The sequence below is a fragment of the Pseudomonas sp. GD03903 genome (assembly GCF_029840045.1).
Lineage (GTDB): Bacteria > Pseudomonadota > Gammaproteobacteria > Pseudomonadales > Pseudomonadaceae > Pseudomonas > Pseudomonas pseudonitroreducens.
This window is the reverse complement of record NZ_JAOCBT010000010.1, coordinates 29267-51162: the sequence shown is the minus strand read 5'-3', so window position 1 is coordinate 51162 and position 21896 is coordinate 29267. Positions and strand designations below refer to the sequence as shown.

The 21896-nt window shown below is 65.0% G+C and carries 18 protein-coding genes; 13 read left to right on the top strand and 5 right to left on the bottom strand.

Going from position 1 to position 21896, the window contains the following annotated elements; all coding sequences use genetic code 11:
* The first annotated feature begins 1 nt into the window (after position 1).
* The 9 genes from murD to lpxC all read left to right on the top strand — a co-directional run bounded on the left by murD (position 2) and on the right by lpxC (position 10399).
* Positions 2 to 1348, top strand: coding sequence for a UDP-N-acetylmuramoyl-L-alanine--D-glutamate ligase (murD, locus tag N5C91_RS17445; protein ID WP_279830854.1), 1347 nt, complete (start codon positions 2 to 4; stop codon positions 1346 to 1348).
* Positions 1348 to 2547, top strand: a complete 1200-nt coding sequence (gene ftsW / locus N5C91_RS17440; protein WP_236174443.1) for a putative lipid II flippase FtsW — start codon at positions 1348 to 1350, stop codon at positions 2545 to 2547. Before murD ends, ftsW begins: the two co-directional genes overlap by 1 nt.
* Positions 2537 to 3610 carry an undecaprenyldiphospho-muramoylpentapeptide beta-N-acetylglucosaminyltransferase gene (gene murG / locus N5C91_RS17435; RefSeq protein ID WP_279830852.1) on the top strand — a complete coding sequence of 358 codons (1074 nt, stop codon included), beginning with the start codon at positions 2537 to 2539 and terminating at the stop codon, positions 3608 to 3610. The genes ftsW and murG overlap by 11 nt, the downstream gene beginning before the upstream one ends.
* Positions 3603 to 5057: a UDP-N-acetylmuramate--L-alanine ligase gene (gene murC, locus N5C91_RS17430; protein WP_236200803.1), complete on the top strand. Its 1455-nt coding sequence runs from the start codon at positions 3603 to 3605 to the stop codon at positions 5055 to 5057. Before murG ends, murC begins: the two co-directional genes overlap by 8 nt.
* Positions 5054 to 6001 (top strand): D-alanine--D-alanine ligase, encoded by a 948-nt coding sequence (locus N5C91_RS17425; protein WP_236174446.1) that lies wholly within the window; start codon positions 5054 to 5056, stop codon positions 5999 to 6001. Before murC ends, N5C91_RS17425 begins: the two co-directional genes overlap by 4 nt.
* Positions 6002 to 6004: 3 nt before the next feature.
* Complete coding sequence (locus N5C91_RS17420) at positions 6005 to 6868, top strand: cell division protein FtsQ/DivIB (RefSeq protein WP_236174447.1); 864 nt, start codon at positions 6005 to 6007, stop codon at positions 6866 to 6868.
* A 21-nt stretch (positions 6869 to 6889) separates the two neighbouring features.
* Complete coding sequence (gene ftsA, locus N5C91_RS17415) at positions 6890 to 8137, top strand: cell division protein FtsA (RefSeq protein WP_024764065.1); 1248 nt, start codon at positions 6890 to 6892, stop codon at positions 8135 to 8137.
* A 53-nt stretch (positions 8138 to 8190) separates the two neighbouring features.
* The gene (ftsZ, locus tag N5C91_RS17410) at positions 8191 to 9375 is read left to right on the top strand and encodes a cell division protein FtsZ (protein WP_045209631.1); all 1185 of its coding nucleotides are present in this window, start codon (positions 8191 to 8193) and stop codon (positions 9373 to 9375) included.
* A 112-nt stretch (positions 9376 to 9487) separates the two neighbouring features.
* Positions 9488 to 10399 (top strand): UDP-3-O-acyl-N-acetylglucosamine deacetylase, encoded by a 912-nt coding sequence (lpxC, locus tag N5C91_RS17405; protein WP_184589107.1) that lies wholly within the window; start codon positions 9488 to 9490, stop codon positions 10397 to 10399.
* Between the two features lie 68 nt (positions 10400 to 10467).
* Here lpxC and N5C91_RS17400 read toward each other — a convergent pair whose 3' ends face one another.
* On the bottom strand, positions 10468 to 10932 hold the full coding sequence (locus N5C91_RS17400) for a DUF721 domain-containing protein (RefSeq protein ID WP_236174448.1): 465 nt from the start codon (positions 10930 to 10932) through the stop codon (positions 10468 to 10470).
* A gap of 290 nt (positions 10933 to 11222) precedes the next feature.
* Between N5C91_RS17400 and secA the strand changes: the two genes are divergently transcribed.
* From secA to N5C91_RS17380, 4 genes are all read left to right on the top strand, one after another.
* The gene (gene secA, locus N5C91_RS17395) at positions 11223 to 13973 is read left to right on the top strand and encodes a preprotein translocase subunit SecA (protein WP_236200801.1); all 2751 of its coding nucleotides are present in this window, start codon (positions 11223 to 11225) and stop codon (positions 13971 to 13973) included.
* 107 nt (positions 13974 to 14080) lie between these two features.
* Positions 14081 to 15298, top strand: a complete 1218-nt coding sequence (gene argJ / locus N5C91_RS17390; protein ID WP_279830847.1) for a bifunctional glutamate N-acetyltransferase/amino-acid acetyltransferase ArgJ — start codon at positions 14081 to 14083, stop codon at positions 15296 to 15298.
* A 184-nt stretch (positions 15299 to 15482) separates the two neighbouring features.
* Positions 15483 to 16112, top strand: coding sequence for a glutathione S-transferase family protein (locus N5C91_RS17385; RefSeq protein ID WP_279830846.1), 630 nt, complete (start codon positions 15483 to 15485; stop codon positions 16110 to 16112).
* A 71-nt stretch (positions 16113 to 16183) separates the two neighbouring features.
* The gene (locus tag N5C91_RS17380) at positions 16184 to 17143 is read left to right on the top strand and encodes a Nudix family hydrolase (RefSeq protein WP_279830845.1); all 960 of its coding nucleotides are present in this window, start codon (positions 16184 to 16186) and stop codon (positions 17141 to 17143) included.
* 135 nt (positions 17144 to 17278) lie between these two features.
* Here the strand turns inward: N5C91_RS17380 and N5C91_RS17375 are convergent, their stop codons facing one another.
* From N5C91_RS17375 to N5C91_RS17360, 4 genes are all read right to left on the bottom strand, one after another.
* On the bottom strand, positions 17279 to 17851 hold the full coding sequence (locus tag N5C91_RS17375; RefSeq protein WP_279830841.1) for a cob(I)yrinic acid a,c-diamide adenosyltransferase: 573 nt from the start codon (positions 17849 to 17851) through the stop codon (positions 17279 to 17281).
* A gap of 3 nt (positions 17852 to 17854) precedes the next feature.
* A complete protein-coding gene (locus N5C91_RS17370) occupies positions 17855 to 19906 on the bottom strand; it encodes an ATP-binding protein (protein WP_236174474.1) in 2052 nt (683 codons plus the stop codon).
* Positions 19907 to 19967: 61 nt separating this feature from the next.
* Positions 19968 to 20879 (bottom strand): putative 2-dehydropantoate 2-reductase, encoded by a 912-nt coding sequence (locus N5C91_RS17365; protein ID WP_279830839.1) that lies wholly within the window; start codon positions 20877 to 20879, stop codon positions 19968 to 19970.
* 38 nt (positions 20880 to 20917) lie between these two features.
* Positions 20918 to 21883: a response regulator gene (locus N5C91_RS17360; protein ID WP_236174455.1), complete on the bottom strand. Its 966-nt coding sequence runs from the start codon at positions 21881 to 21883 to the stop codon at positions 20918 to 20920.
* Positions 21884 to 21896 lie beyond the last annotated feature (13 nt).

Sequence of the window (21896 nt, the reverse complement as noted above, 5' to 3'; positions counted from 1 at the left end):
CATGAGCCTGATCGCTTCCGACCAATTCCGCATCGTTGTCGGCCTCGGCAAGAGCGGCATGTCCCTGGTGCGCTACCTGGCGCGCCAGGGCGTGCCGTTTGCCGTGGCTGATACGCGCGCGAATCCGCCGGAGCTGGCGACCCTGCGCGAGCAGTATCCGCAGGTCGAGGTGCGCTGCGGTGACCTCGATGCCGATTTCCTCTGCCGCGCCCAGGAGCTCTACGTGAGCCCCGGCCTGTCGCTGCGTGTGCCTGCGCTGGTGGAAGCGGCTGCGCGTGGCGTACGCCTGTCCGGCGATGTCGACCTGTTCGCGCGCCACGCGAAGGCGCCGATCGTCGCCATCACGGGTTCCAACGCCAAGAGCACCGTCACCACCCTGGTGGGCGACATGGCCAAGGCCGCAGGCAAGCGCGTCGCCGTCGGCGGCAACCTTGGCACGCCGGCGCTGGATCTGCTGGCCGACGACGTCGAGCTGTACGTGGTGGAGCTGTCCAGCTTCCAGCTGGAGACCTGCGAGCGCCTCAACGCCGAGGTCGCTACCTGCCTGAACGTCAGCGAAGACCACATGGACCGCTACGACGGCATGGCCGACTACCACCTGGCCAAGCACCGCATCTTCCACGGCGCGAAGCAGGTCGTGGTGAACCGCGCCGATGCGCTGAGCCGCCCGCTGATCGCTGACAACGTGCCGTGCTGGACCTTCGGCATCAACAAGCCGGACTTCAAGGCTTTCGGCCTGATCGAGGAAGACGGTGAGAAGTGGCTGGCCTTCCAGTTCGACAAGCTGATGCCGGCCCGCGAACTGAAGATCCGTGGCGCGCACAACCAGTCCAATGCCCTGGCTGCGCTGGCGCTGGGGCACGCCGTTGGCCTGCCGTTCGAACCGATGCTGCAGACGCTGCGCGAATTCGCCGGTCTTGCCCACCGCTGCCAATGGGTGCGCGAGCGCAATGGCGTGAATTTCTACGACGATTCCAAGGCCACCAACGTCGGCGCCGCCCTGGCAGCCATCGAAGGCCTGGGCGCCGATATTGACGGCAAGCTGGTGCTGATCGCCGGTGGCGACGGCAAGGGCGCCGACTTCCATGACCTGCGTGGCCCCGTTGCCCAGCACTGCCGTGCCGTCGTGCTGCTGGGTCGCGATGCCGAGCTGGTGAGTGCCGCCATCGGCAATGCCGTGCCCAAGGTTCGCGTGAATACCCTCGAAGAGGCTGTCGAGCACGCCGCCGACCTGGCCCTGCCGGGGGACGCTGTGCTGCTGTCGCCGGCCTGCGCCAGCCTGGACATGTTCAAGAACTACGAAGAACGCGGACGCCTGTTCGCCAAGGCCGTGGAGGAGCTCGCCTGATGTTCTCCTTCCTGCGCCCGTACCCGTCCCCGCTGATCAGCCGCAACGGCATCGATATCGACTTCCCGTTGCTGGCAGGTTGCCTGGCGCTGCTCGGCCTGGGTTTGGTGATGGTCACTTCGGCATCCTCCGAAGTCGCCGCGGCGCAGTCCGGCAACCCGCTGTACTTCTCGGTCCGCCACCTGATCTACCTGGCCATCGGCTTCGTCGCCTGCGGCGTGACCATGATGGTGCCGATGGAAACCTGGCAGCGCTGGGGCTGGAAGCTGCTGGCCGTGGCCTTCGTGCTGCTGGTCATGGTGATTACCCCCGGCATCGGCCGCGAGGTGAACGGCTCCATGCGCTGGATCGGCTTCGGCCTGTTCAACATCCAGCCCTCGGAGATTGCCAAGGTCTTCGTGGTGATCTTCATGGCCGGTTACCTGGTGCGCCGCCAGGAAGAAGTACGCGAGAGCTGGCTGGGCTTCTTCAAGCCGTTCGTGGTGCTGCTGCCCATGGCCGGCCTGCTGCTGCGCGAGCCGGACTTCGGCGCCACCGTGGTGATGATGGGCGCCGCTGCGGCGATGCTGTTCCTCGGCGGCGTGGGCCTGTTCCGCTTCGGTCTGATGGTGGCGCTGGCGGTTGGCGCCGTGGTGCTGCTGATCCAGACCCAGCCTTACCGGATGGCGCGCCTGACCAACTTCACCGATCCCTGGGCCGACCAGTTCGGCGCGGGCTACCAGCTCAGCCAGGCGCTGATCGCCTTCGGTCGTGGTGGCTGGACCGGCATGGGCCTGGGCAACAGCATTCAGAAGCAGTTCTACCTGCCCGAGGCACACACCGACTTCGTGTTCGCCGTGCTCGCCGAGGAACTGGGCATCGTTGGCGCCATGGCCACCGTCGGCCTGTTCGTCTTCGTCAGCCTGCGCGCGCTGTACATCGGTATCTGGGCCGAGCAGTCGAAACAGTACTTCTCCGCCTACGTCGCCTACGGCCTGGCTTTCCTGTGGATCGGCCAGTTCCTGATCAACGTGGGGGTGAACGTCGGACTGCTGCCAACCAAGGGCCTGACCCTGCCGTTCCTCAGTTACGGCGGGAGCTCGCTGGTGATCTGCTGTGCCTGCCTGGGGATGCTCCTGCGCATTGAATGGGAACGCCGCACCGTGATGGGCAGCGAGGAATATGAATTCAGCGAAGAGGACTTTGCCGATGAAAGGTAACGTCCTGATCATGGCGGGCGGCACCGGCGGACATGTGTTCCCGGCCCTGGCCTGCGCCCGTGAGTTCCAGGCGCGCGGTTACAGCGTGCACTGGCTGGGCACCCCGCGCGGCATCGAGAACGACCTGGTACCCAAGGCCGGCCTGCCGCTGCACCTGATCAACGTCAGTGGCCTGCGCGGCAAGGGCATCAAGTCGCTGCTGCGCGCACCGTTCGATCTGCTCAAGTCGTTGTTCCAGGCACTGGGCGTGGTACGCCAGCTCAAGCCGGTCTGCGTGCTCGGCCTTGGCGGCTATGTCACCGGCCCGGGTGGCCTGGCTGCCAAGCTGTCTGGCGTGCCGCTGGTGATCCATGAACAGAACGCCGTTGCCGGCACCGCCAACCGCAGCCTCGCGCCGCTGGCCAAGCGTGTCTGCGAAGCTTTCCCGGATACCTTCGACAGCAGCGCCAAGCGCCTGACCACCGGCAACCCGGTGCGGGTTGAGTTGTTCCTGGAGGAGGACGCCCGCGCGCCGTTGCAAGGCCGTCGCGTCAACCTGCTGGTGCTGGGCGGCAGCCTGGGCGCCGAGCCGCTGAACAAGCTGCTGCCCGAGGCGCTGGCGCAGGTGTCGGCCGAGATTCGCCCGGCCATTCGCCATCAGGCCGGTCGTCAGCATGACGAAATTACGGCGGAGCGTTATCGCGCTGCCGGGGTCGAAGCGGACGTAGCTCCGTTCATCGCAGACATGGCCGCCGCCTACGTCTGGGCCGATCTGGTGATCTGCCGCGCGGGTGCGCTGACCGTCAGCGAGCTGACCGCCGCCGGTCTGCCGTCCTTCCTGGTGCCGTTGCCCCACGCGATTGACGATCACCAGACCAAGAATGCCGAATTCCTGGTGCGGGAGGGCGCGGCCCACCTGCTGCCACAGAAATCTACCAGCGCCGCCGATCTGGCCGCGCAGTTGTCCGAGGTACTGATGCATCCCGACTCCCTGACCCGCATGGCCGCTCGCGCTCGTAGCCTGGCCAAGCCCGAGGCTACCCGCACGGTAGTCGATGCCTGCCTGGAGGTGGCCCGTGGTTAAAGAGCCCACCGGCGTCACCCGCACCATGCGGCGCATCCGTCGTATCCACTTCGTCGGCATCGGTGGCGTGGGCATGTGCGGTATCGCGGAAGTGCTGCTCAACCTCGGCTACGAAGTCTCCGGCTCCGACCTCAAGGCTTCGCCCGTTACCGAGCGCCTGGAGAAGTTCGGCGCGGAAATCTTCATCGGCCACCGCGCGGAAAACTCCGACGGCGCTGACGTGCTGGTGGTATCGAGTGCGGTGAACAAATCGAACCCGGAAGTCGCCGCCGCGCTGGATCGTCGCGTGCCAGTGGTGCCGCGCGCCGAAATGCTCGCCGAGCTGATGCGCTACCGCCACGGCATCGCCGTTGCCGGCACCCACGGCAAGACCACCACCACCAGCCTGATCGCCTCGGTATTCGCCGCTGGCGGCCTGGACCCGACCTTCGTCATCGGCGGCCGCCTGAACGCTGCCGGCACCAACGCGCAGCTGGGCACCAGCCGCTACCTGGTGGCCGAGGCCGACGAGAGCGACGCCAGCTTCCTGCACCTGCAGCCGATGGTCTCGGTGGTCACCAATATCGACGCCGACCACATGAGTACCTATGGCGGCGACTTCAACAAGCTGAAGCGCACCTTCGTCGACTTCCTGCACAACCTGCCGTTCTACGGTCTGGCTGTGGTCTGCGTGGACGACCCGGTGGTGCGTGAAATCCTGCCGCAGGTTGCCCGCCCGACCGTGACCTACGGCCTGAGCGAGGACGCCGACGTCCGCGCCATCAACATTCGCCAGGAAGGCATGCGCACCTACTTCACCGTATTGCGCCCCGAGCGCGAGCCGCTGGACGTCTCGGTGAACATGCCCGGCCTGCACAACGTGCTGAACTCCCTGGCGACCATCGTCATCGCTACCGACGAGGGTATCTCCGACGAAGCCATCGTCCAGGGCCTGTCCGGCTTCCAGGGCGTCGGCCGGCGCTTCCAGGTCTATGGCGACCTGCAGGTGGAAGGCGGCAGCGTGATGCTGGTCGACGACTACGGCCACCACCCGCGCGAAGTCGCGGCGGTGATCAAGGCCGTACGTGGTGGCTGGCCGGAACGCCGCCTGGTGATGGTCTACCAGCCGCACCGCTTCAGCCGTACCCGCGATCTGTACGACGACTTCGTGCAGGTGCTCGGCGAGGCCAACGTACTGATGCTGATGGAGGTCTACCCGGCCGGCGAAGAGCCGATCCCCGGCGCTGACAGCCGTCATTTGTGCCACAGCATCCGCCAGCGCGGCCAACTCGACCCGATCTACCTGGAGCGCGGTGGTGATCTCGCTTCGCTGCTCAAGCCGCTGCTGCGTCCGGGCGACATCCTGCTCTGCCAGGGCGCCGGCGATATCGGCGGGCTGGCTCCGGCACTGATCAAGAATCCGATGTTCGGTGCCGCCGCTGCTGGCACCGAGGGGAACAAGCAATGAGTGACGCCCTCAAATCCGCCCTCGAGCCCCGCGCCTTCGGTCGCGTGGCCGTGCTTTACGGCGGCAAGAGCGCCGAGCGCGAGGTGTCGCTGAAGTCCGGCGCCATGGTCCTGCAGGCCCTGCAGGGTGCCGGCGTGGATGCCTTCGGCATCGATGTGGGCGACGACCTGCTGGAGCGTCTGACCCGCGAGAAGATCGACCGCGCCTTCATCATCCTCCACGGTCGTGGCGGGGAAGACGGCACCATGCAGGGCTTGCTGGAAATCGCCGGCATCCCCTACACCGGCAGCGGTGTGCTGGCGTCCGCGCTGGCCATGGACAAGCTGCGCACCAAGCGCGTGTGGCTGAGCCTCGGCCTGCCGACGCCCGACCATGCCGTACTCGCCAGCGAGGGCGATTGCCGTACCGCTGCGGCGAAGCTCGGTTTCCCGCTGATCGTCAAGCCGGCCAGCGAAGGTTCCAGCATCGGCATGGCCAAGGTGAACAGCGAGCAGGAGCTGATCGCCGCCTGGGCCGCTGCCGCGAAATACGACCCGCAGGTGCTCGTCGAACAGTGGATCAGCGGCCCCGAATTCACCGTCGCGATCCTCCGTGGCCAGGTGCTGCCGCCCATTCGCCTGGGTACTCCGCACACCTTCTACGACTACGACGCGAAGTACCTGGCCAACGATACCCAGTACCAGATTCCCTGCGGCCTGGATGCCGACAAGGAGCAGGAACTCAAGGACCTGACCGCGCGCGCCTGCGATGCCCTCGGCATCCAGGGCTGGGGTCGGACCGATGTGATGCAGGACGCCCAGGGGCGCTTCTGGCTGCTGGAAGTGAACACTGCACCGGGCATGACCGACCACAGCCTGGTGCCCATGGCCGCGCGCGCGGCCGGCCTGGATTTCCAGCAACTGGTGCTGGCGATCCTTGCCGACAGCGTCGAGGCAAGGGGGTAAGTCATGAACGGCGCGCAGCTTCGTCACCAGAATCCCGGAATCGGCCGTGCCCCAGCACGCAAGCCGGTGCCGCGCGGCGCCAGCCGTCTGGTGGCCAAGGAGCCGCTCAGCGCCCGCATGCCCAAGCCCAGCTTCGGTTTCCTGAAGGTGCTGCTGTGGCCTCTGGTGCTGGGCGTGCTCGGCGGCGGTGCCTACTACGGCGCGCAATACGTGCTGCCTTATGCGGACCGGCCGATCGCCAAGATCAGCGTGGAGGGCGACCTCAGCTACATCAGCCAGGCAGCGGTGCAACAGCGGATCAGCCCCTACGTCTCGGCCAGCTTCTTCACCATCGACCTGGCCGGTATGCGCCAGGAACTGGAGCAGATGCCCTGGATCGCCCATGCCGAGGTACGCCGCGTATGGCCTGACCAGGTGGTTATTCGCCTGGACGAGCAATTGCCCATCGCCCGTTGGGGTGACGAAGCCTTGCTGAACAATCAGGGTCAGGCTTTTGCACCGCGGGAAGTGGCCAACTACGAGCACCTGCCGCGCCTCTCCGGGCCGCAGCGCGCTCAGCAGCAAGTGATGCAGCAGTACCAGATTCTCAGCCAGATGCTCCGTCCGCTGGGCTTCACCATTGCCAGCCTGGACATGAGCTCGCGTGGCGCCTGGACCCTGGGCACTGCCCAGGGCGTGGAGATCATGCTGGGCCGCGATCACGCGGTAGAACAGATTCGCCGGTTCGTGACCATCTACGACAAGGCGCTGAAAGACCAGATTACGAAAATTGCCCGCATCGACATGCGCTATCCCAACGGCCTGGCCGTGGCGTGGCGTGATCCGGTGCCGGAAGCGACGGTGGCTCAGACCACCGCCGCGCAGTGAGTTGAGGAGACTTCTATAAACATGGCAAGCGTGCAGAGCGGCAAAATGGTCGTCGGCCTGGACATCGGCACCTCCAAGGTGGTGGCGCTGGTGGGCGAGGTGGCGGCCGATGGCAAGCTGGAAATCGTCGGCATCGGGACGCACCCGTCGCGCGGCCTGAAGAAAGGCGTGGTGGTGAACATCGAGTCCACCGTGCAATCGATCCAGCGCGCCATCGATGAAGCCCAGCAGATGGCGGGCTGCCGTATCCACTCGGCCTTCGTCGGCATCGCCGGCAACCACATCCGCAGCCTGAATTCCCACGGCATCGTGGCGATCCGCGACCGCGAAGTGAGCGGTGCGGACATCGAGCGCGTGCTGGACGCGGCCCAGGCCGTGGCCATCCCGGCCGACCAGCGTGTACTGCACACCCTGGCGCAGGACTATGTGATCGATAACCAGGAAGGCGTTCGCGAGCCGCTGGGCATGTCCGGCGTACGCCTGGAAGCCAAGGTGCACGTGGTGACCTGTGCGGTTAACGCCGCGCAGAACATCGAGAAGTGCGTGCGCCGCTGCGGCCTGGAAGTGGACGACATCATCCTCGAGCAGCTGGCTTCGGCCTACTCCGTGCTCACCGAGGACGAAAAGGAGCTGGGCGTGTGCCTGGTGGACATCGGCGGCGGTACCACCGACATCGCCATCTTCACCGAAGGCGCCATCCGCCATACGGCGGTCATCCCGATCGCCGGCGATCAGGTCACCAACGACATCGCCATGGCGCTGCGCACCCCGACTCAGTACGCTGAGGAAATCAAGATTCGCTATGCCTGTGCGCTGGCCAAACTGGCCGGCCCCGGCGAAACCATCAAGGTGCCCAGCGTCGGAGATCGTCCGCCGCGGGAACTGTCGCGCCAGGCGCTTGCCGAAGTGGTCGAGCCTCGCTATGACGAGTTGTTCACCCTGGTTCAGGCCGAGCTGCGTCGCAGTGGCTACGAGGACCTGATTCCAGCCGGGATCGTCATGACCGGTGGCACCGCCAAGATGGAAGGTGCCGTCGAACTGGCCGAGGAAATCTTCCACATGCCGGTGCGCCTGGGTGTGCCTCACAGCGTCAAGGGACTGGCCGACGTCGTGCGCAATCCAATCTATTCCACCGGTGTGGGGCTGCTCCTGTACGGACTGCAAAAGCAATCCGACGGCATCTCGATGTCCGGCAGCAGCTTCAGCAGCGACGAACCCAAGACACCGGTACTGGAAAAGCTCAAACGCTGGGTCCAGGGCAATTTCTGATTTACCACCGCGGTAAACGTAGGCAACACAACTAGAAAGGAAGGAGAGGGGAAATGTTTGAACTGGTAGATAACGTCCCGCAAACAGCAGTCATCAAGGTGATCGGCGTAGGTGGTGGCGGCGGCAACGCTGTGAACCACATGGCCAAGAACAACGTTGATGGCGTCGAATTCATTTGCGCCAACACCGATGCGCAGGCGCTGAAGAACATCGCCGCGCGCACCGTGCTGCAGCTCGGCCCTGGTGTGACCAAAGGCCTGGGTGCTGGCGCCAACCCTGAAGTAGGCCGCCAGGCCGCCATCGAGGACCGCGAGCGTATCGCCGAAGTCCTGGAAGGCGCCGACATGGTCTTCATCACCACCGGCATGGGTGGCGGTACCGGTACCGGTGCTGCGCCGATCATCGCCGAGGTTGCCAAGGAAATGGGCATCCTCACCGTGGCCGTGGTCACCCGTCCGTTCCCGTTCGAAGGTCGCAAGCGCATGCAGATCGCCGACGAGGGCATCCGCTCGCTGGCTGAAAGCGTCGACTCGCTGATCACCATCCCGAACGAAAAGCTGCTGACCATCCTGGGCAAGGACGCGAGCCTGCTGGCCGCCTTCGCCAAGGCTGACGATGTACTGGCCGGTGCCGTTCGCGGTATCTCCGACATCATCAAGCGCCCGGGCATGATCAACGTCGACTTCGCCGACGTTAAGACTGTCATGAGCGAAATGGGCATGGCGATGATGGGTACCGGCTGCGCCAGCGGTCCGAACCGTGCTCGCGAGGCGACCGAAGCGGCGATCCGCAACCCGCTGCTGGAAGACGTCAACCTGCAGGGCGCCCGCGGCATTCTGGTGAACATCACCGCAGGTCCGGACCTGTCCCTGGGCGAGTACTCCGACGTGGGTAACATCATCGAGCAGTTCGCTTCCGAGCACGCCACCGTGAAAGTGGGCACCGTGATCGATCCGGACATGCGCGACGAACTGCACGTCACCGTGGTCGCTACTGGCCTGGGCGCGCGCCTGGAGAAGCCGGTCAAGGTCGTCGACAACACCGTCCAGACCCAGGCCGTCAGCACCCAGGCTCCGGTTCAGCGCGAGCAGCAGTCGGTGAACTACCGTGACCTGGATCGTCCGACCGTCATGCGCAACCAGAGCCACGGCGGCGCTGCCACCGCGGCCAAGCTGAACCCGCAGGATGATCTGGACTACCTGGACATCCCGGCCTTCCTGCGTCGTCAAGCCGATTGAGTCGATTTATCAGGAGTATCAATGTGATTGGTGTTCAGCAAAGGGCGGTTCTGCTATCATCGCCGCCCATTGTTGACAACAGTTCGCAACTTGCGCGAAAGCGGCCAAAGCCATGATCAGACAACGCACCTTGAAGAACATCATCCGGGCGACCGGTGTCGGCCTGCACTCCGGGGAAAAGGTTTACCTGACCCTGAAGCCGGCTCCCGTCGATACTGGCATCGTGTTCTGCCGGACCGATCTCGACCCCGTGGTGGAAATTCCCGCCCGGGCTTCGAACGTCGGCGAAACCACCATGTCGACCACCCTGATCAAGGGTGACATCAAGGTGGATACCGTGGAGCACCTGCTCTCGGCCATGGCCGGCCTGGGTATCGACAACGCCTATGTCGAGCTGTCCGCGTCGGAAGTACCGATCATGGACGGCAGCGCGGGTCCCTTTGTATTCCTGATCCAGTCCGCCGGCCTGCAAGAGCAGGAAGCGGCCAAGAAGTTCATCCGCATCAAGCGCGAAGTAACGGTGGAAGAGGGCGACAAGCGCGCTACCTTCGTTCCGTTCGACGGCTTCAAGGTGAGCTTCGAGATCGATTTCGATCACCCGGTCTTCCGTGGTCGCACCCAGAAAGCCGTGGTGGATTTCTCCAGTACTTCCTTCGTCAAGGAAGTCAGCCGCGCCCGTACCTTCGGGTTCATGCGCGACATCGAGATGCTGCGTTCGCAGAACCTGGCTCTGGGTGGCAGCGTGGAGAACGCCATCGTGGTCGACGAGTATCGAGTGCTCAACGAAGACGGTCTTCGTTACGAGGACGAGTTCGTCAAGCACAAGATCCTGGACGCCATTGGTGACCTGTACCTGCTGGGTAACAGCCTCATCGGCGAGTTCATCGGCTACAAGTCCGGTCACGCCCTGAACAACCGTCTCCTGCGTACCCTCATCGCAGACAAGGACGCTTGGGAAGTGGTGACCTTCGAGGACGCCAAGACCGCGCCGATCTCCTATATGCGACCCGCCGCGGCCGTATAAGGAAACCTCCTCCTTTCAGCTACAACTTCAAAGGCCACCCTCGGGTGGCCTTTTTTTATGCCTGCAGATTATTCCTCGCCCGATTCCGGCGGTTTACGGCGGCTGGCGAGGCGCTCGAGGGCGGCCTTGAGTTGCGGATTGCTGATGCCTTCGGCGGCTTCATGGAGGGTGGCGGAGGCGGATTCGCTGATCCGGTTGGTGTTTACCCGCACCGGTGCTTGCGTTGTCGGCTGCACCTTGAACAGGATGCGCGCCAGCCCCCGGAACTCCTCGAATGCAGCCAGTTGCCGCAGCAGGCGGTTCTGCTGGTAGCGCAGGCGTGTGGCCCAGTGTCCGTCGGTGACGACCAGCAGCAGGCTGCCTTCACGCCAGGAGGCGACGCGGCAATAGGGGCGCGCGGCGGGCTGCAGTTGCGAGTCGAGCAATTCCTGCAGGCGCGAGAGGCGTTGCGCCTCGGCGAACAGCGACTGCAGCGGCCTGGCTTCGCGCAGCAGCTTGGTCATCGCCTTGGCGGGCAGGGGGCGGAAGGCCATGAAGAGCAACCGGGAATGAATGAAGAAGGATGGTAACAGATGCTGTCTGGGCCAGATGCCACCGTCGGCCCTTGAAGTTCCTCCCGTGCGTCACCATATCACCCACTCGGATTCAAAGTTGTCGGCCCATGCATTGCTCCGGCGCTCGCAGAATGCGAAGCTTCGGAGGATGACTTCGGCACTTTTTTCCCGGAAGTTTCCGGGTAGAATGCCCGCTTCATTGCCGTTCCGCGCCGCGGCCAGCCAGTCGGGCAGCCCTCCAATTCTCCAGTTCGGATGACCCAGTCGATATGTTTGCGCCTTTGTTGAAAAAACTCTTTGGAAGCAAGAACGAGCGCGAAGTGAAGCGCATGGCCAAGCAGGTTCAGGCCATCAATGCACTCGAGCCCCAGATGGTCCCGCTTTCCGACGAGCAACTGAAGGCCAAGACCGAAGAGTTCAAGGCACGCGTCGCCAAGGGCGAGACTCTCGACCAGATTCTTCCGGAAGCCTTCGCCGTCGCCCGTGAGGCCGGCAAGCGCGTGATGGGCATGCGTCACTTCGACGTCCAGTTGATCGGCGGCATGACTCTGCACGAAGGCAAGATCGCCGAGATGCGTACCGGTGAGGGCAAGACCCTCGTGGGTACCCTGGCCGTCTACCTGAACGCCCTGGCTGGCAAAGGCGTGCACGTGGTGACCGTGAACGACTACCTGGCCCGCCGCGACGCCAACTGGATGCGTCCGCTGTATGAATTCCTCGGCCTGACCGTCGGTATCGTCAGCCCGTTCCAGCCGCCGGAAGAGAAGCGTGCTGCTTACGCCTCCGACATCACCTACGGCACCAACAACGAATTCGGCTTCGACTATCTGCGCGACAACATGGCGTTCAGCCTGGAAGACAAGTTCCAGCGCGAGCTGAACTTCGCCGTAGTCGACGAAGTGGACTCCATCCTCATCGACGAGGCGCGGACTCCGCTGATCATCTCCGGCCAGGCCGAAGACAGCTCCGAGCTGTACATCAAGATCAACAAGCTGATCCCGCGCCTGAAGCGCCACGTCGAGGAAGTCGAAGGCCAGGTGACCCAGCAGGGCCACTACAGCATCGACGAGAAGACCCGCCAGGTCGAACTCAACGAACAGGGCCATGCCTACGTCGAAGAGCTGCTGACCCAGAACGGCCTGCTGGCCGAGGGCGAGAGCCTCTACTCGGCGCACAACCTCAGCCTGCTGACTCACGTCTATGCTGCGCTGCGCGCCCACACCCTGTTCCACCGCAACGTGGAATACATCGTCCAGGGCGACCAGGTCCTGCTGATCGACGAGCACACCGGCCGTACCATGCCGGGCCGCCGCCTCTCCGAGGGCCTGCACCAGGCCATCGAGGCGAAGGAAAACCTGCCGATCCAGGCCGAGAGCCAGACCCTGGCCTCGACCACCTTCCAGAACTACTTCCGCCTCTACACCAAGCTGGCCGGCATGACCGGTACCGCCGACACCGAGGCCTTCGAGTTCCGCCAGACCTACGGCCTGGACGTGGTGGTGATCCCGACCCACCGTCCGGTCGCCCGTAAGGACTTCAACGACCTGGTCTACCTGACCCAGGACGAGAAGTACGCTGCCATCATCACCGACGTGCAACAGTGCCAGGCGCTGGGCCGTCCGATCCTCGTGGGTACCGCCTCGGTCGAGACCTCCGAGTACGTCTCGCAACTGCTGCAGAACGCCGGCATCGAGCACAAGGTACTGAACGCCAAGTACCACGAGAAGGAAGCCGAGATCATCGCCCAGGCCGGTCGTCCGGGTTCGGTCACCATCGCCACCAACATGGCCGGTCGTGGTACCGACATCCTGCTGGGCGGCAACTGGGAAGTGGAAGTCGCCGCGCTGGAGAACCCAACCGACGAGCAGGTCGCGCAGATCAAGGCCGACTGGCAGAAGCGCCACCAGCAGGTCATCGAGTCGGGCGGCCTGCATGTGATCGCCTCCGAACGTCACGAATCCCGCCGTATCGACAACCAGCTGCGCGGCCGTGCCGGTCGCCAGGGCGACCCGGGTTCCAGCCGTTTCTACCTGTCGCTGGAAGACCACCTGATGCGCATCTTCGCCTCCGACCGGGTGAAGAACTTCATGAAGGCCCTGGGCATGCAGCCGGGCGAGGCGATCGAGCACCGCATGGTGACCAACGCCATCGAAAAGGCCCAGCGCAAGGTCGAAGGCCGCAACTTCGATATCCGTAAGCAATTGCTGGAGTTCGACGACGTCGCCAACGAGCAGCGCAAGGTGATCTACCACATGCGCAACACCCTGCTCGCGGCCGACAACATTGGCGAGACCATCATCGAGTTCCGCGAAGAGACCCTGAACAACACCGTCAGCGAACACATTCCGCCGCAGTCGCTGCCCGAGCAGTGGGATGTGGCTGGCCTGGAAGCTGCGCTGTACAGCGATTTCGGCCTCAAGCTGCCGATCCAGCAGTGGCTGGACGAGGACGAGAAGCTCTACGAAGAAACCCTGCGCGAGAAGATCCTCACCGAGCTGGTCGCAGCCTACAACGAGAAGGAAGACATGGCGGGCGCCGAGGCCCTGCGTACCTTCGAGAAGCAGATGCTGCTGCGCGTGCTGGACGACCTGTGGAAGGACCACCTGTCCACCATGGATCACCTGCGCCACGGTATCCACCTGCGTGGCTACGCGCAGAAGAACCCGAAACAGGAATACAAGCGCGAGTCCTTCAACCTGTTCCAGGAACTGCTGAACTCCATCAAGCGGGATACCATCCGCGTCCTGTCCTTCGTTCAGGTTCGCCGCGAAGACCCGGCCGAGGAAGAGGCACGCCTGCGCCGCGAGGCCGAGGAAATGGCCAAGCGCATGCAGTTCCAGCATGCCGCCGCGCCGTCCATGGACCAGGTCACCAGCGAGCCGGAAGAAGACGGTGAAGTGCCGGCTGACAATGTGGTGCCGATGGAGCCCATCCGCAACGAACCGAAGATCGGCCGCAACGAGCCGTGCCCCTGTGGTTCGGGCAAGAAGTACAAGCACTGCCACGGTCAGGTGGAATAACCTCCCCGACCTTGATACCAACGCCGCGACCGGCCCTGCCGCTCGCGGCGTTTTTCTCATCTGAATCGCTGATTCGTAGATTCACTGACTAGATAGGAGCGCGCCACATGGCTGTTGGTCTCGGCCCCATGTCCACCCTGCACCCGGTCCCCGGTTTCGAACTCGGCATCGCCTCCGCCGGCATCAAGCGACCCGGCCGCAAGGACATCGTGGTGATGCGTTGTGCCGAAGGCTCTACCGTAGCGGGTGTGTTCACTACCAATGCTTTCTGTGCCGCCCCGGTGATCCTGGCGCGCAAGCGCTTCCTCGGCCCGGTGCGCTATCTGCTGACCAACACCGGCAATGCCAACGCCGGTACCGGCGAGTCGGGCCTGGCCAACGCCACCCGCACCTGCGCCAAGCTGGCCGAGCTGGCTGGCGTGCCGGAAAACGCCGTGCTGCCGTACTCCACCGGCGTGATCGGCGAGCCGCTGCCGGTCGAGAAGATCGAAGCCGCGCTGCCCGCCGCACTGGCCAACCTCTCTGTGGATAACTGGGCCGACGCCGCTGCCGGCATCATGACCACCGACACCCTGCCCAAGGGCGCCAGCCGCCAGTTCGAGCACGACGGCGTGACCATCACCGTCACCGGCATCAGCAAGGGCGCCGGCATGATCAAGCCGAACATGGCGACCATGCTCGGCTACATTGCCACCGACGCCAAGGTTGCCCAGGGCGTGTTGCAGGACCTGCTGCGCGATGCATCGAACAAGTCGTTCAACCGCATCACCATCGATGGCGACACCTCCACCAACGACTGCTGCATGCTGGTCGCCACCGGCCAGGCTGCACTGCCGGAGATCACTGCCGCCACTGGCGCGCTGTTCGCCGCGCTGAAGCAGGCCGTGCTGGAAGTTTCCATGGAGCTGGCACAAGCCATCGTCCGCGATGGCGAAGGCGCCACCAAGTTCGTCACCGTGCAGGTAAATGGCGGCGCAACCCACCAGGAGTGCCTGGACGTTGGCTATGCCGTGTCCCACTCGCCGCTGATCAAGACCGCGCTGTTCGCGTCCGACCCGAACTGGGGGCGCATCCTCGCCGCCGTCGGCCGTGCCGGCGTGCCGGACTTGGATGTCAGCCTGATCGACGTGTACCTGGACGATGTCGCCATCGCCAGCCGTGGCGGCCGTGCCGCCAGCTACACCGAGGACCAGGGCGCCAGGGTCATGGCCCAGGAGGAGATCACCATCCGCATCGATCTTGGCCGTGGCACCTGCAGCGAGACCATCTGGACCACCGACCTGTCCCACGAGTACGTGAAGATCAACGCGGAATATCGGACCTGACGGTGGCTCCAGGCTGCAAGCTGCAGGCAAGAGCGCGCTGGTCTTCGCCTGAAGCCTGAAGCCTGAAGCTTGCAGCCGCTCCCTTCGCATTCCCGATTTTCATGAGTCGATGAAAATCGGGAATTTGTTTTCATGGCTGTCGCACTCTAAGGTCTCCTGATTGACCTCCAGGAGCATCGCGTCCATGTCCCTCACCCTGATCATCGGCAGCAAGAACGTCTCCTCCTGGTCTCTGCGCGGCTGGCTGGCCATGCAGCTCACCGGCGCCGAGTTCGAGGAAATCCTCATTCCCCTGGGTGGCCAGGACACCGCGCGGCGCATCCGCGAGCATTCGCCCAGCGGCAAGGTGCCGGCGCTCAAGTGCGAGCACGGGTTGATCTGGGATTCCCTGTCGATCGCCGAATACCTCGCCGAACGTTTCCCCGAAGCCCACCTCTGGCCCCGTGGCGAAGCGGCCCGCGCCCTGGCACGTACGGTCTGCGCCGAAATGCACAGCGGCTTCATGGCGCTGCGCTCGAACATGCCCATGGACCTCCAGCGCAACCAGCCCTTGGCCGAGATACCTGAAGCCGTGACGGCGGATATCGCCCGCATCGTCGAGCTCTGGGCGCTGTGCCGCCGGCAGTTCGGCCAGGACGGCCCGTTCCTGTTCGGCCATGCCAGCATCGCCGATGCCTTCTACGCGCCGGTAGCCACGCGCCTGCGCAGCTACTGTGTGACGTTGCCGATGGACGCGCAGAACTACGTCGATGCGATCTACGCCTGGCCAGCCTTCCGTCCCTGGCTCGACGCGGCGATGGTCGAACGTGCCTGATGCCGCCGGTCAATGACGGTAGAATGTCCCTCTGCGCGGGCCCTGCCTGAATCGGATTGAGGAGTAGCACTGTGAAACGAGTACATGTCGCCGCCGCCGTGATTCGCGGACTCGATGGCCGGGTGTTGATCGCCCGCCGTCCGGACGACAAGCACCAGGGCGGCCTCTGGGAGTTTCCCGGTGGCAAGGTGGAGGAGGGCGAGGCCGTTCAGGCTGCCCTCGCTCGCGAGCTGAAGGAAGAGCTGGGCATCGATGTCGAACAGGCGCGCCCGCTGATCCGTGTACAGCACGACTACAGTGACAAGCACGTGCTGCTGGATGTCTGGGAGGTCTCCGCATTCTCCGGCGCGCCCCACGGTGCCGAGGGCCAGCCGCTGGCCTGGGTCGCTCCGCGCGATCTGCCGGATTATGAGTTTCCTGCCGCCAACGAGCCCATCGTGCAGGCCGCGCGCCTGCCCGATCGTTACCTGATCACCCCCGACGGCCTGGAAATTCCCCAGTTGGTGCAGGGCGTGCGCGCCGCTGTCGCTAGCGGTATCCGCCTGATCCAGCTGCGTGCGCCGAACATGTACAGCCCCGAGTACCGTGACCTCGCGGTGGATGTGCAGGGCCTGTGCGCTGGCAAGGCGCAGTTGATGCTCAAGGGGCCGCTGGAGTGGCTGGGGGACTTCCCGGCAGCCGGCTGGCACCTGACCGCCGAGCAACTGCGCAAATATGCCCCCAATGGTAGGCCGTTCCCGCGTGAGCGCCTGCTTGCGGCTTCCTGCCACAGCGCCGAGGAACTGGAACTGGCTACCCGCATGGGCGTGGATTTCGTCACCCTGTCGCCGGTGCAGCCCACCGAGAGCCATCCGGGCGAGCCTGCGCTGGGTTGGGAAACGGCAGCGGAGCTGATCGATGGCTTCAACCAGCCGGTGTTCCTGCTCGGCGGCGTCGGTCCGCAGGACCTGGAACGTGCCTGGCAGGCCGGAGCCCAGGGCGTGGCGGGGATTCGCGCGTTCTGGCCGAAGGCCGATCAACCGTCGAGCTGAAGGATCTTCGTAGGACCGAGGGGGCGCCTAGCCCTTGCTCGCGAACAGGCCGGGCTAAGGTGCTTGGGCGATTCGCGAGCAAGCTCGCTCCTACAGGTTCGGCACCTCTCGGTGCCGGATTGGAGGATGGGGGGCTCAGGCGGGCTTTTCAGCGGCCTGCCAGAGAATCTCTTCGACACCCTGGCGGCGGGCAATGAAGCGCGCGGCGACGAACAGCAGGTCGGATAGTCGGTTCAGGTAGCGCAGCCCCGTACCTTCCAGCGGCTCCTCGGCGTTGAGCTGCTGGCAGCGACGCTCGGCATTGCGCGCCTGGGCACGGCACAGGTGGGCGAGGGCGACCAGGCGCGAACCGCCGGGCAGGATGAAGTTCTTCAGCGGCCCGAGCTCTTCGTTCCAGCGGTCGATCACTGTTTCCAGGCGTTCCACTTCGGCATCGTTCAGCGCACGGTATTCCGGCATCGCCAACTCGCCACCGAGGTCGAACAACCGATGCTGGATCGGCGCCAATACGCCGATCACCTCTTCCAGCGCACTGCTGCGCGCTTCGTGCAGTCCGGCCAGCAGCAGGCCGAGGTGGCTGTTCAACTCGTCCACGGCGCCCATGGCTTCCACGCGCGGGTGATGCTTTGGCACGCGGCGACCGTCGGCGAGGCCGGTTTCTCCGGCATCGCCGGTACGGGTGTAGATCTTCGACAGGCGATTGCCCATGGCTCAATGCTCCTTGTCGTCGCGCGCCAATAGCGGCAGCGGCGGGGAAATCTCGGCGGCCAGTGGCAGACGGATGGTGAAGCAGGTGCCCACACCCAGCTCGGACTGCACCTCCATCTGCCCCTTGTGGTTGTTGGTGACGATGAAGTACGAGACCGACAGGCCCAGCCCCGTGCCCTGTCCGACCTCCTTGGTGGTAAAGAACGGCTCGAAGATGCGCTTGCGCACGTTCTCCGGCATACCGCAGCCATTGTCCTCCACGTGGATTTCCGCCCACGGTGGATTGAGCCGGGTGCGCAGGGTGATGCGGCCGTACTCGCCTTCCTCTTCATCGTCGCGCAAGTGGATGGCCTGGGCGCCGTTCTTCAACAGGTTGAGCAGGACCTGTTCGATCTCATTGGCGATGACCGGAACCGGCCCCAGGCGTGGGTCGTACTCGTGGACTATCTCCAGCGACTTGAAGTCGAAGCCGCCGGTGAGGTCGAAATCGTTGCCGGCAATCTCCACAGCCTGGCCCAGCAGCGCCGGCAGCTCGCAGGCGGCCATCTGGCGGTGGCTGCGGCGGCTGAAGGAAAGCATGTGGGTGACGATTTTCGCGGCGCGGGAGCCGGCGTACTGGATGCCATCCATCAGCTTGGGAATCTCCCGCGCTTCCAGGTAGTGGTTGAGGTCGTCCAGGCGCACGCCCACTTCACCGGCCACTTCCAGGTTCTTCGGCAGTTCCGGCGACAGGCGCCGGCGGATGTTCTGCACGTTGTGCAGGATGGCGCCCAGCGGGTTGTTGATCTCGTGGGCCATGCCGGCGGCGAGGCCGCCGACGGAAAGCATTTTCTCCGACTGCACCATCATCTCCTCCATTCCTAAGCGGTCGGTGATGTCGTCGATACGAATCACCGCGCCGCGGCCGGTGCCGCCCATCAGCGGGTAGAAGGTCAGGGCATAGTGACGCGGGGCGTCGGTGAGGGCCCAAGTGACGCGCTCGACGCGCTCGACCTTGTGCTGCTCGGCGGCGCGGGTGAGCTGCGGCAGGAAGGGTTTGAGCGAGGGGAAGGCGAGGAACACCGGCTGGTTCACCGCATCATCCAGGCTGGTGCCGGAAAGCTGGCTGGCCTCCTGGTTCCACTGGGTGACGTAGAGCTGCTCATCCACCGCGATCAGCGCCGAGGGCATGGAGTCGATGATGCTGTTGAGGTAGTGCTGGAAGCCGGTGAGCTTCTTCTCGATCTTGCTGCGCACCTGGACTTCCAGTTCCAGCTTGCGGTTCGAGCGGCGGGTTTCCTCGGCCAGCGACTGAGCCTGCTCCACGGCCTCCTGGGCGTCGTCGCGGGCGCGCTTGAGCTGCTGCTCGCGGGCCTCGATGCGGGTCAGCATGGTGTTGAAGGCGTCGGCCAGGCGGCCGATCTCGTCGGCGTTGCCGCGCTCGGCGCGCAGGGCGTAGTTCTCCTCGCGGGTGACCTGCCGCGAGAGTTCTTCCAGGCTGCGGATCGGCCGGGTGATCAGGCGGCGGATCTGCTGAGCGATGAGCAGCCAGAGCAGCACCGAGACGGCGAGGATTACCAGGCTGGCAGTCAAAGTGCCGGTGTAGAAGGCGCCGGGCAGTTCGCTGCTCGCCACCAGCAATAGGTAGCCGCTGTTGCGTCCGGCTTGCGGCAGTTCGAACAGCGCGTTGAGGCGGTATTCGTGCTGGCGCCAGCGCTCCAGGTGATCGAGGCGCTCGGGCAGGGCAATCGGGCCGTTGCTCGGCGTCTGCGCAATGCGCTCGCCATTGCTGTCATACAGCGCCGCGGCGCGCAGCGGCTGGTAGTCGTCCAGCTGGCGCAGCAGGACCTGGGCCTGGATCGGCGAGGACAATGCCGGCTCGCTGAGCGCCGGGTTGGCGATCAGCCGGCCGATGGTCTGCAGAGCCTGGGGCGCAACGCTGTCCTGGGATATCCAGTAGGCCGCGCTGATGAAGGCGAGGTTGGCCACCAGCATCACGGTCGCCAGCAGCACCAGCAGGGCGGCGAGGATTTTCTGGCCGACCGGCAGGTCTTCCAGGCGCTGGCGCAGGTTCATGGGTGAAGGCATGGGCGCGTCAAACAGAGAAAATCGAAGAGGCGGGCAGGGTAGCCCGCCATCAGTTGTCGGGCAATCCGCGCGCCACCAGCCAGGCCCGCAGGTGCTGGTGCAGGGCGCGTAGCCGCGGCAGTGCCAGATGCAGGCGATCACCCTCGCGGCAGGCGTGGCCGAGCAGGTAGGCGATCTCGCTGCGCCGGCCCTTGGCGACGTCCTGGTACATGGAGGAGAAGTTCGCCGCGGTGGCGACAATCACACGCTCCACATCACCCTGCAGCTCCCGGGCGGCAGCGGAGTAGCCGGCGGCATCGAGCAACTGGCCCAGCTCATCGCAGAGTCCGGCGACCTCGTCGGGATGCTGGGCCAGCTCGCCGTTGCGGCATTGGTGCAGCACCGTGAGTGGGTTGATCGCGCAATTCAGGGCGAGCTTGCGCCACAGGCGCTCGAGTATGTTTTCGCTCCACTGGGCCGGGATCCCGGCCTGCCCCAGTTCGGCCAACCAGCCCGGAGCGGGGCCGCCTTGCTCGTCGCCGAGCCAGGTCTGGCCAATGCCGGCGAACACTACGCGGAAGTCGGCTTCGCGGAATGCACCTTCGGTGCTGGAGGCGTACAGGCAGCGCGCGCGCGGTAGGTGGGCGCTGACCGCCTGCTGGCTGCCGAGGCCGTTCTGCAGCAGGATCAGCTGCGCACCAGGGGCCAGGCGCGCGGCCACACTGGCGGCGGCGGATTCGGCGTCATAGGCCTTGCAGGCGAGCAGCAGGCGCTGGATCGGTGCACCCTGCGCGGCGGTCTCCGCCGGGATCGGGTAGAGGCTCTCGCGGCCGTCTTCGACCAGCGTGACGCCGCCCAGGGCACGGTAGGCGTTCAGGCGCTGGCGGTCGCGCAGCAGCAGGCGCACCGGCAGGCCGGCGCGGGACAGGCGGGCGGCCCACAGGCAACCGAGGCTGCCGGCGCCGAGGATGGTCCAGGACATGGGAAGGACTTCGCGGGTTCGGGGGCGTACCGCGAAGTTTAGCGCAGGCCGGTCAGGCGGCTGGCATTGATTCGTCCGCTGGCGAAGGCGTCGGGCAGCAGCGCGCGGCCTTGCTGCATCAGTTGCTCGACTTCCAGGGGCAACGCCTTGGCGTCCAGGCCTACCAGGCTGATGCCGGCCTTGAGGCTGATGAAGCCTTCGCTGGTCTTGAATGCCTTGAGGTTCAGGCCTTCATGCAGGCGGCGGAAGCTGCTGGGGGAGCATTCCTGCAGGTCTTCAAGCAGGGTGATCAGGGCGAAGTGCTGGTCGTCGATACGTGCCAGCACGTCCAGCGGCCGTACCAGTTGCTGCAGGCGGCGGGCGACGCCGTGGAGCAGCTCGTTCTGGAACGACTGGCCGTGCTTGTGCCCCAGTTCGGCGAGCTCCGGCAGGCCAATGAGCATGTAGCACACCGCGCCGCCACGGGATTCCACCTGGCGGATGCTATCGGCCAGCTTCTGCTTGAGGTAACGCTGGTTGCCCAGGCCGGTGGCGCTGTCGACCAGGTTGCGCTCTTCCAGGCTGGTGATGTTCTCGGTGAGCAAGCGGTTTTCCATCAGCAGGCGCTGCAGGGTGTTGCTCAGGCGGTCGGCGGCCAGCACGCGGGGCACCAGTTGCTCGTTCATCGCCGACTTGCTGACGAAGTCGTCCACGCCGCGGTCGAAGGCTTCGGCCAGGGCGTTGTCGCCTTCCTTGCCGGTGAGCAGGATGATGTAGGTGTAGTGGTCGCCGCTCTCGTCGAGCTGGCGTACCCGGGCGGTGAGCTCCAGGCCGTCCATCTCGGGCATCAGCCAGTCGGCGAGGAGCACGCTCACCGGCTCCTTTTCCAGCAGGTCGAGCGCTTCGCTCGCACTGCTGGCGAAGCGTACGTTCTGGTAGCCGGCCTGGCTCAGCGCACGGCCGATCATGGCGCTGGAGAACTTGGCATCGTCGACCACCAGGATGCTGAGATGGTTGGTTGGCATGGAAAGGAATGTC

Excerpts from the sequence above, each read along its gene's own strand:
- murD (WP_279830854.1), top strand. The coding sequence starts at position 2 with ATGAGCCTGATCGCTTCCGACCAATTCCGCATCGTTGTCGGCCTCGGC.
- ftsW (WP_236174443.1), top strand. The coding sequence starts at position 1,348 with ATGTTCTCCTTCCTGCGCCCGTACCCGTCCCCGCTGATCAGCCGCAAC.
- murG (WP_279830852.1), top strand. The coding sequence starts at position 2,537 with ATGAAAGGTAACGTCCTGATCATGGCGGGCGGCACCGGCGGACATGTG.
- N5C91_RS17425 (WP_236174446.1), top strand. The coding sequence starts at position 5,054 with ATGAGTGACGCCCTCAAATCCGCCCTCGAGCCCCGCGCCTTCGGTCGC.
- N5C91_RS17420 (WP_236174447.1), top strand. The coding sequence starts at position 6,005 with ATGAACGGCGCGCAGCTTCGTCACCAGAATCCCGGAATCGGCCGTGCC.
- ftsA (WP_024764065.1), top strand. The coding sequence starts at position 6,890 with ATGGCAAGCGTGCAGAGCGGCAAAATGGTCGTCGGCCTGGACATCGGC.
- ftsZ (WP_045209631.1), top strand. The coding sequence starts at position 8,191 with ATGTTTGAACTGGTAGATAACGTCCCGCAAACAGCAGTCATCAAGGTG.
- lpxC (WP_184589107.1), top strand. The coding sequence starts at position 9,488 with ATGATCAGACAACGCACCTTGAAGAACATCATCCGGGCGACCGGTGTC.
- N5C91_RS17400 (WP_236174448.1), bottom strand. The coding sequence starts at position 10,932 with ATGGCCTTCCGCCCCCTGCCCGCCAAGGCGATGACCAAGCTGCTGCGC.
- secA (WP_236200801.1), top strand. The coding sequence starts at position 11,223 with ATGTTTGCGCCTTTGTTGAAAAAACTCTTTGGAAGCAAGAACGAGCGC.
- argJ (WP_279830847.1), top strand. The coding sequence starts at position 14,081 with ATGGCTGTTGGTCTCGGCCCCATGTCCACCCTGCACCCGGTCCCCGGT.
- N5C91_RS17385 (WP_279830846.1), top strand. The coding sequence starts at position 15,483 with ATGTCCCTCACCCTGATCATCGGCAGCAAGAACGTCTCCTCCTGGTCT.
- N5C91_RS17375 (WP_279830841.1), bottom strand. The coding sequence starts at position 17,851 with ATGGGCAATCGCCTGTCGAAGATCTACACCCGTACCGGCGATGCCGGA.
- N5C91_RS17370 (WP_236174474.1), bottom strand. The coding sequence starts at position 19,906 with ATGAACCTGCGCCAGCGCCTGGAAGACCTGCCGGTCGGCCAGAAAATC.
- N5C91_RS17365 (WP_279830839.1), bottom strand. The coding sequence starts at position 20,879 with ATGTCCTGGACCATCCTCGGCGCCGGCAGCCTCGGTTGCCTGTGGGCC.
- N5C91_RS17360 (WP_236174455.1), bottom strand. The coding sequence starts at position 21,883 with ATGCCAACCAACCATCTCAGCATCCTGGTGGTCGACGATGCCAAGTTC.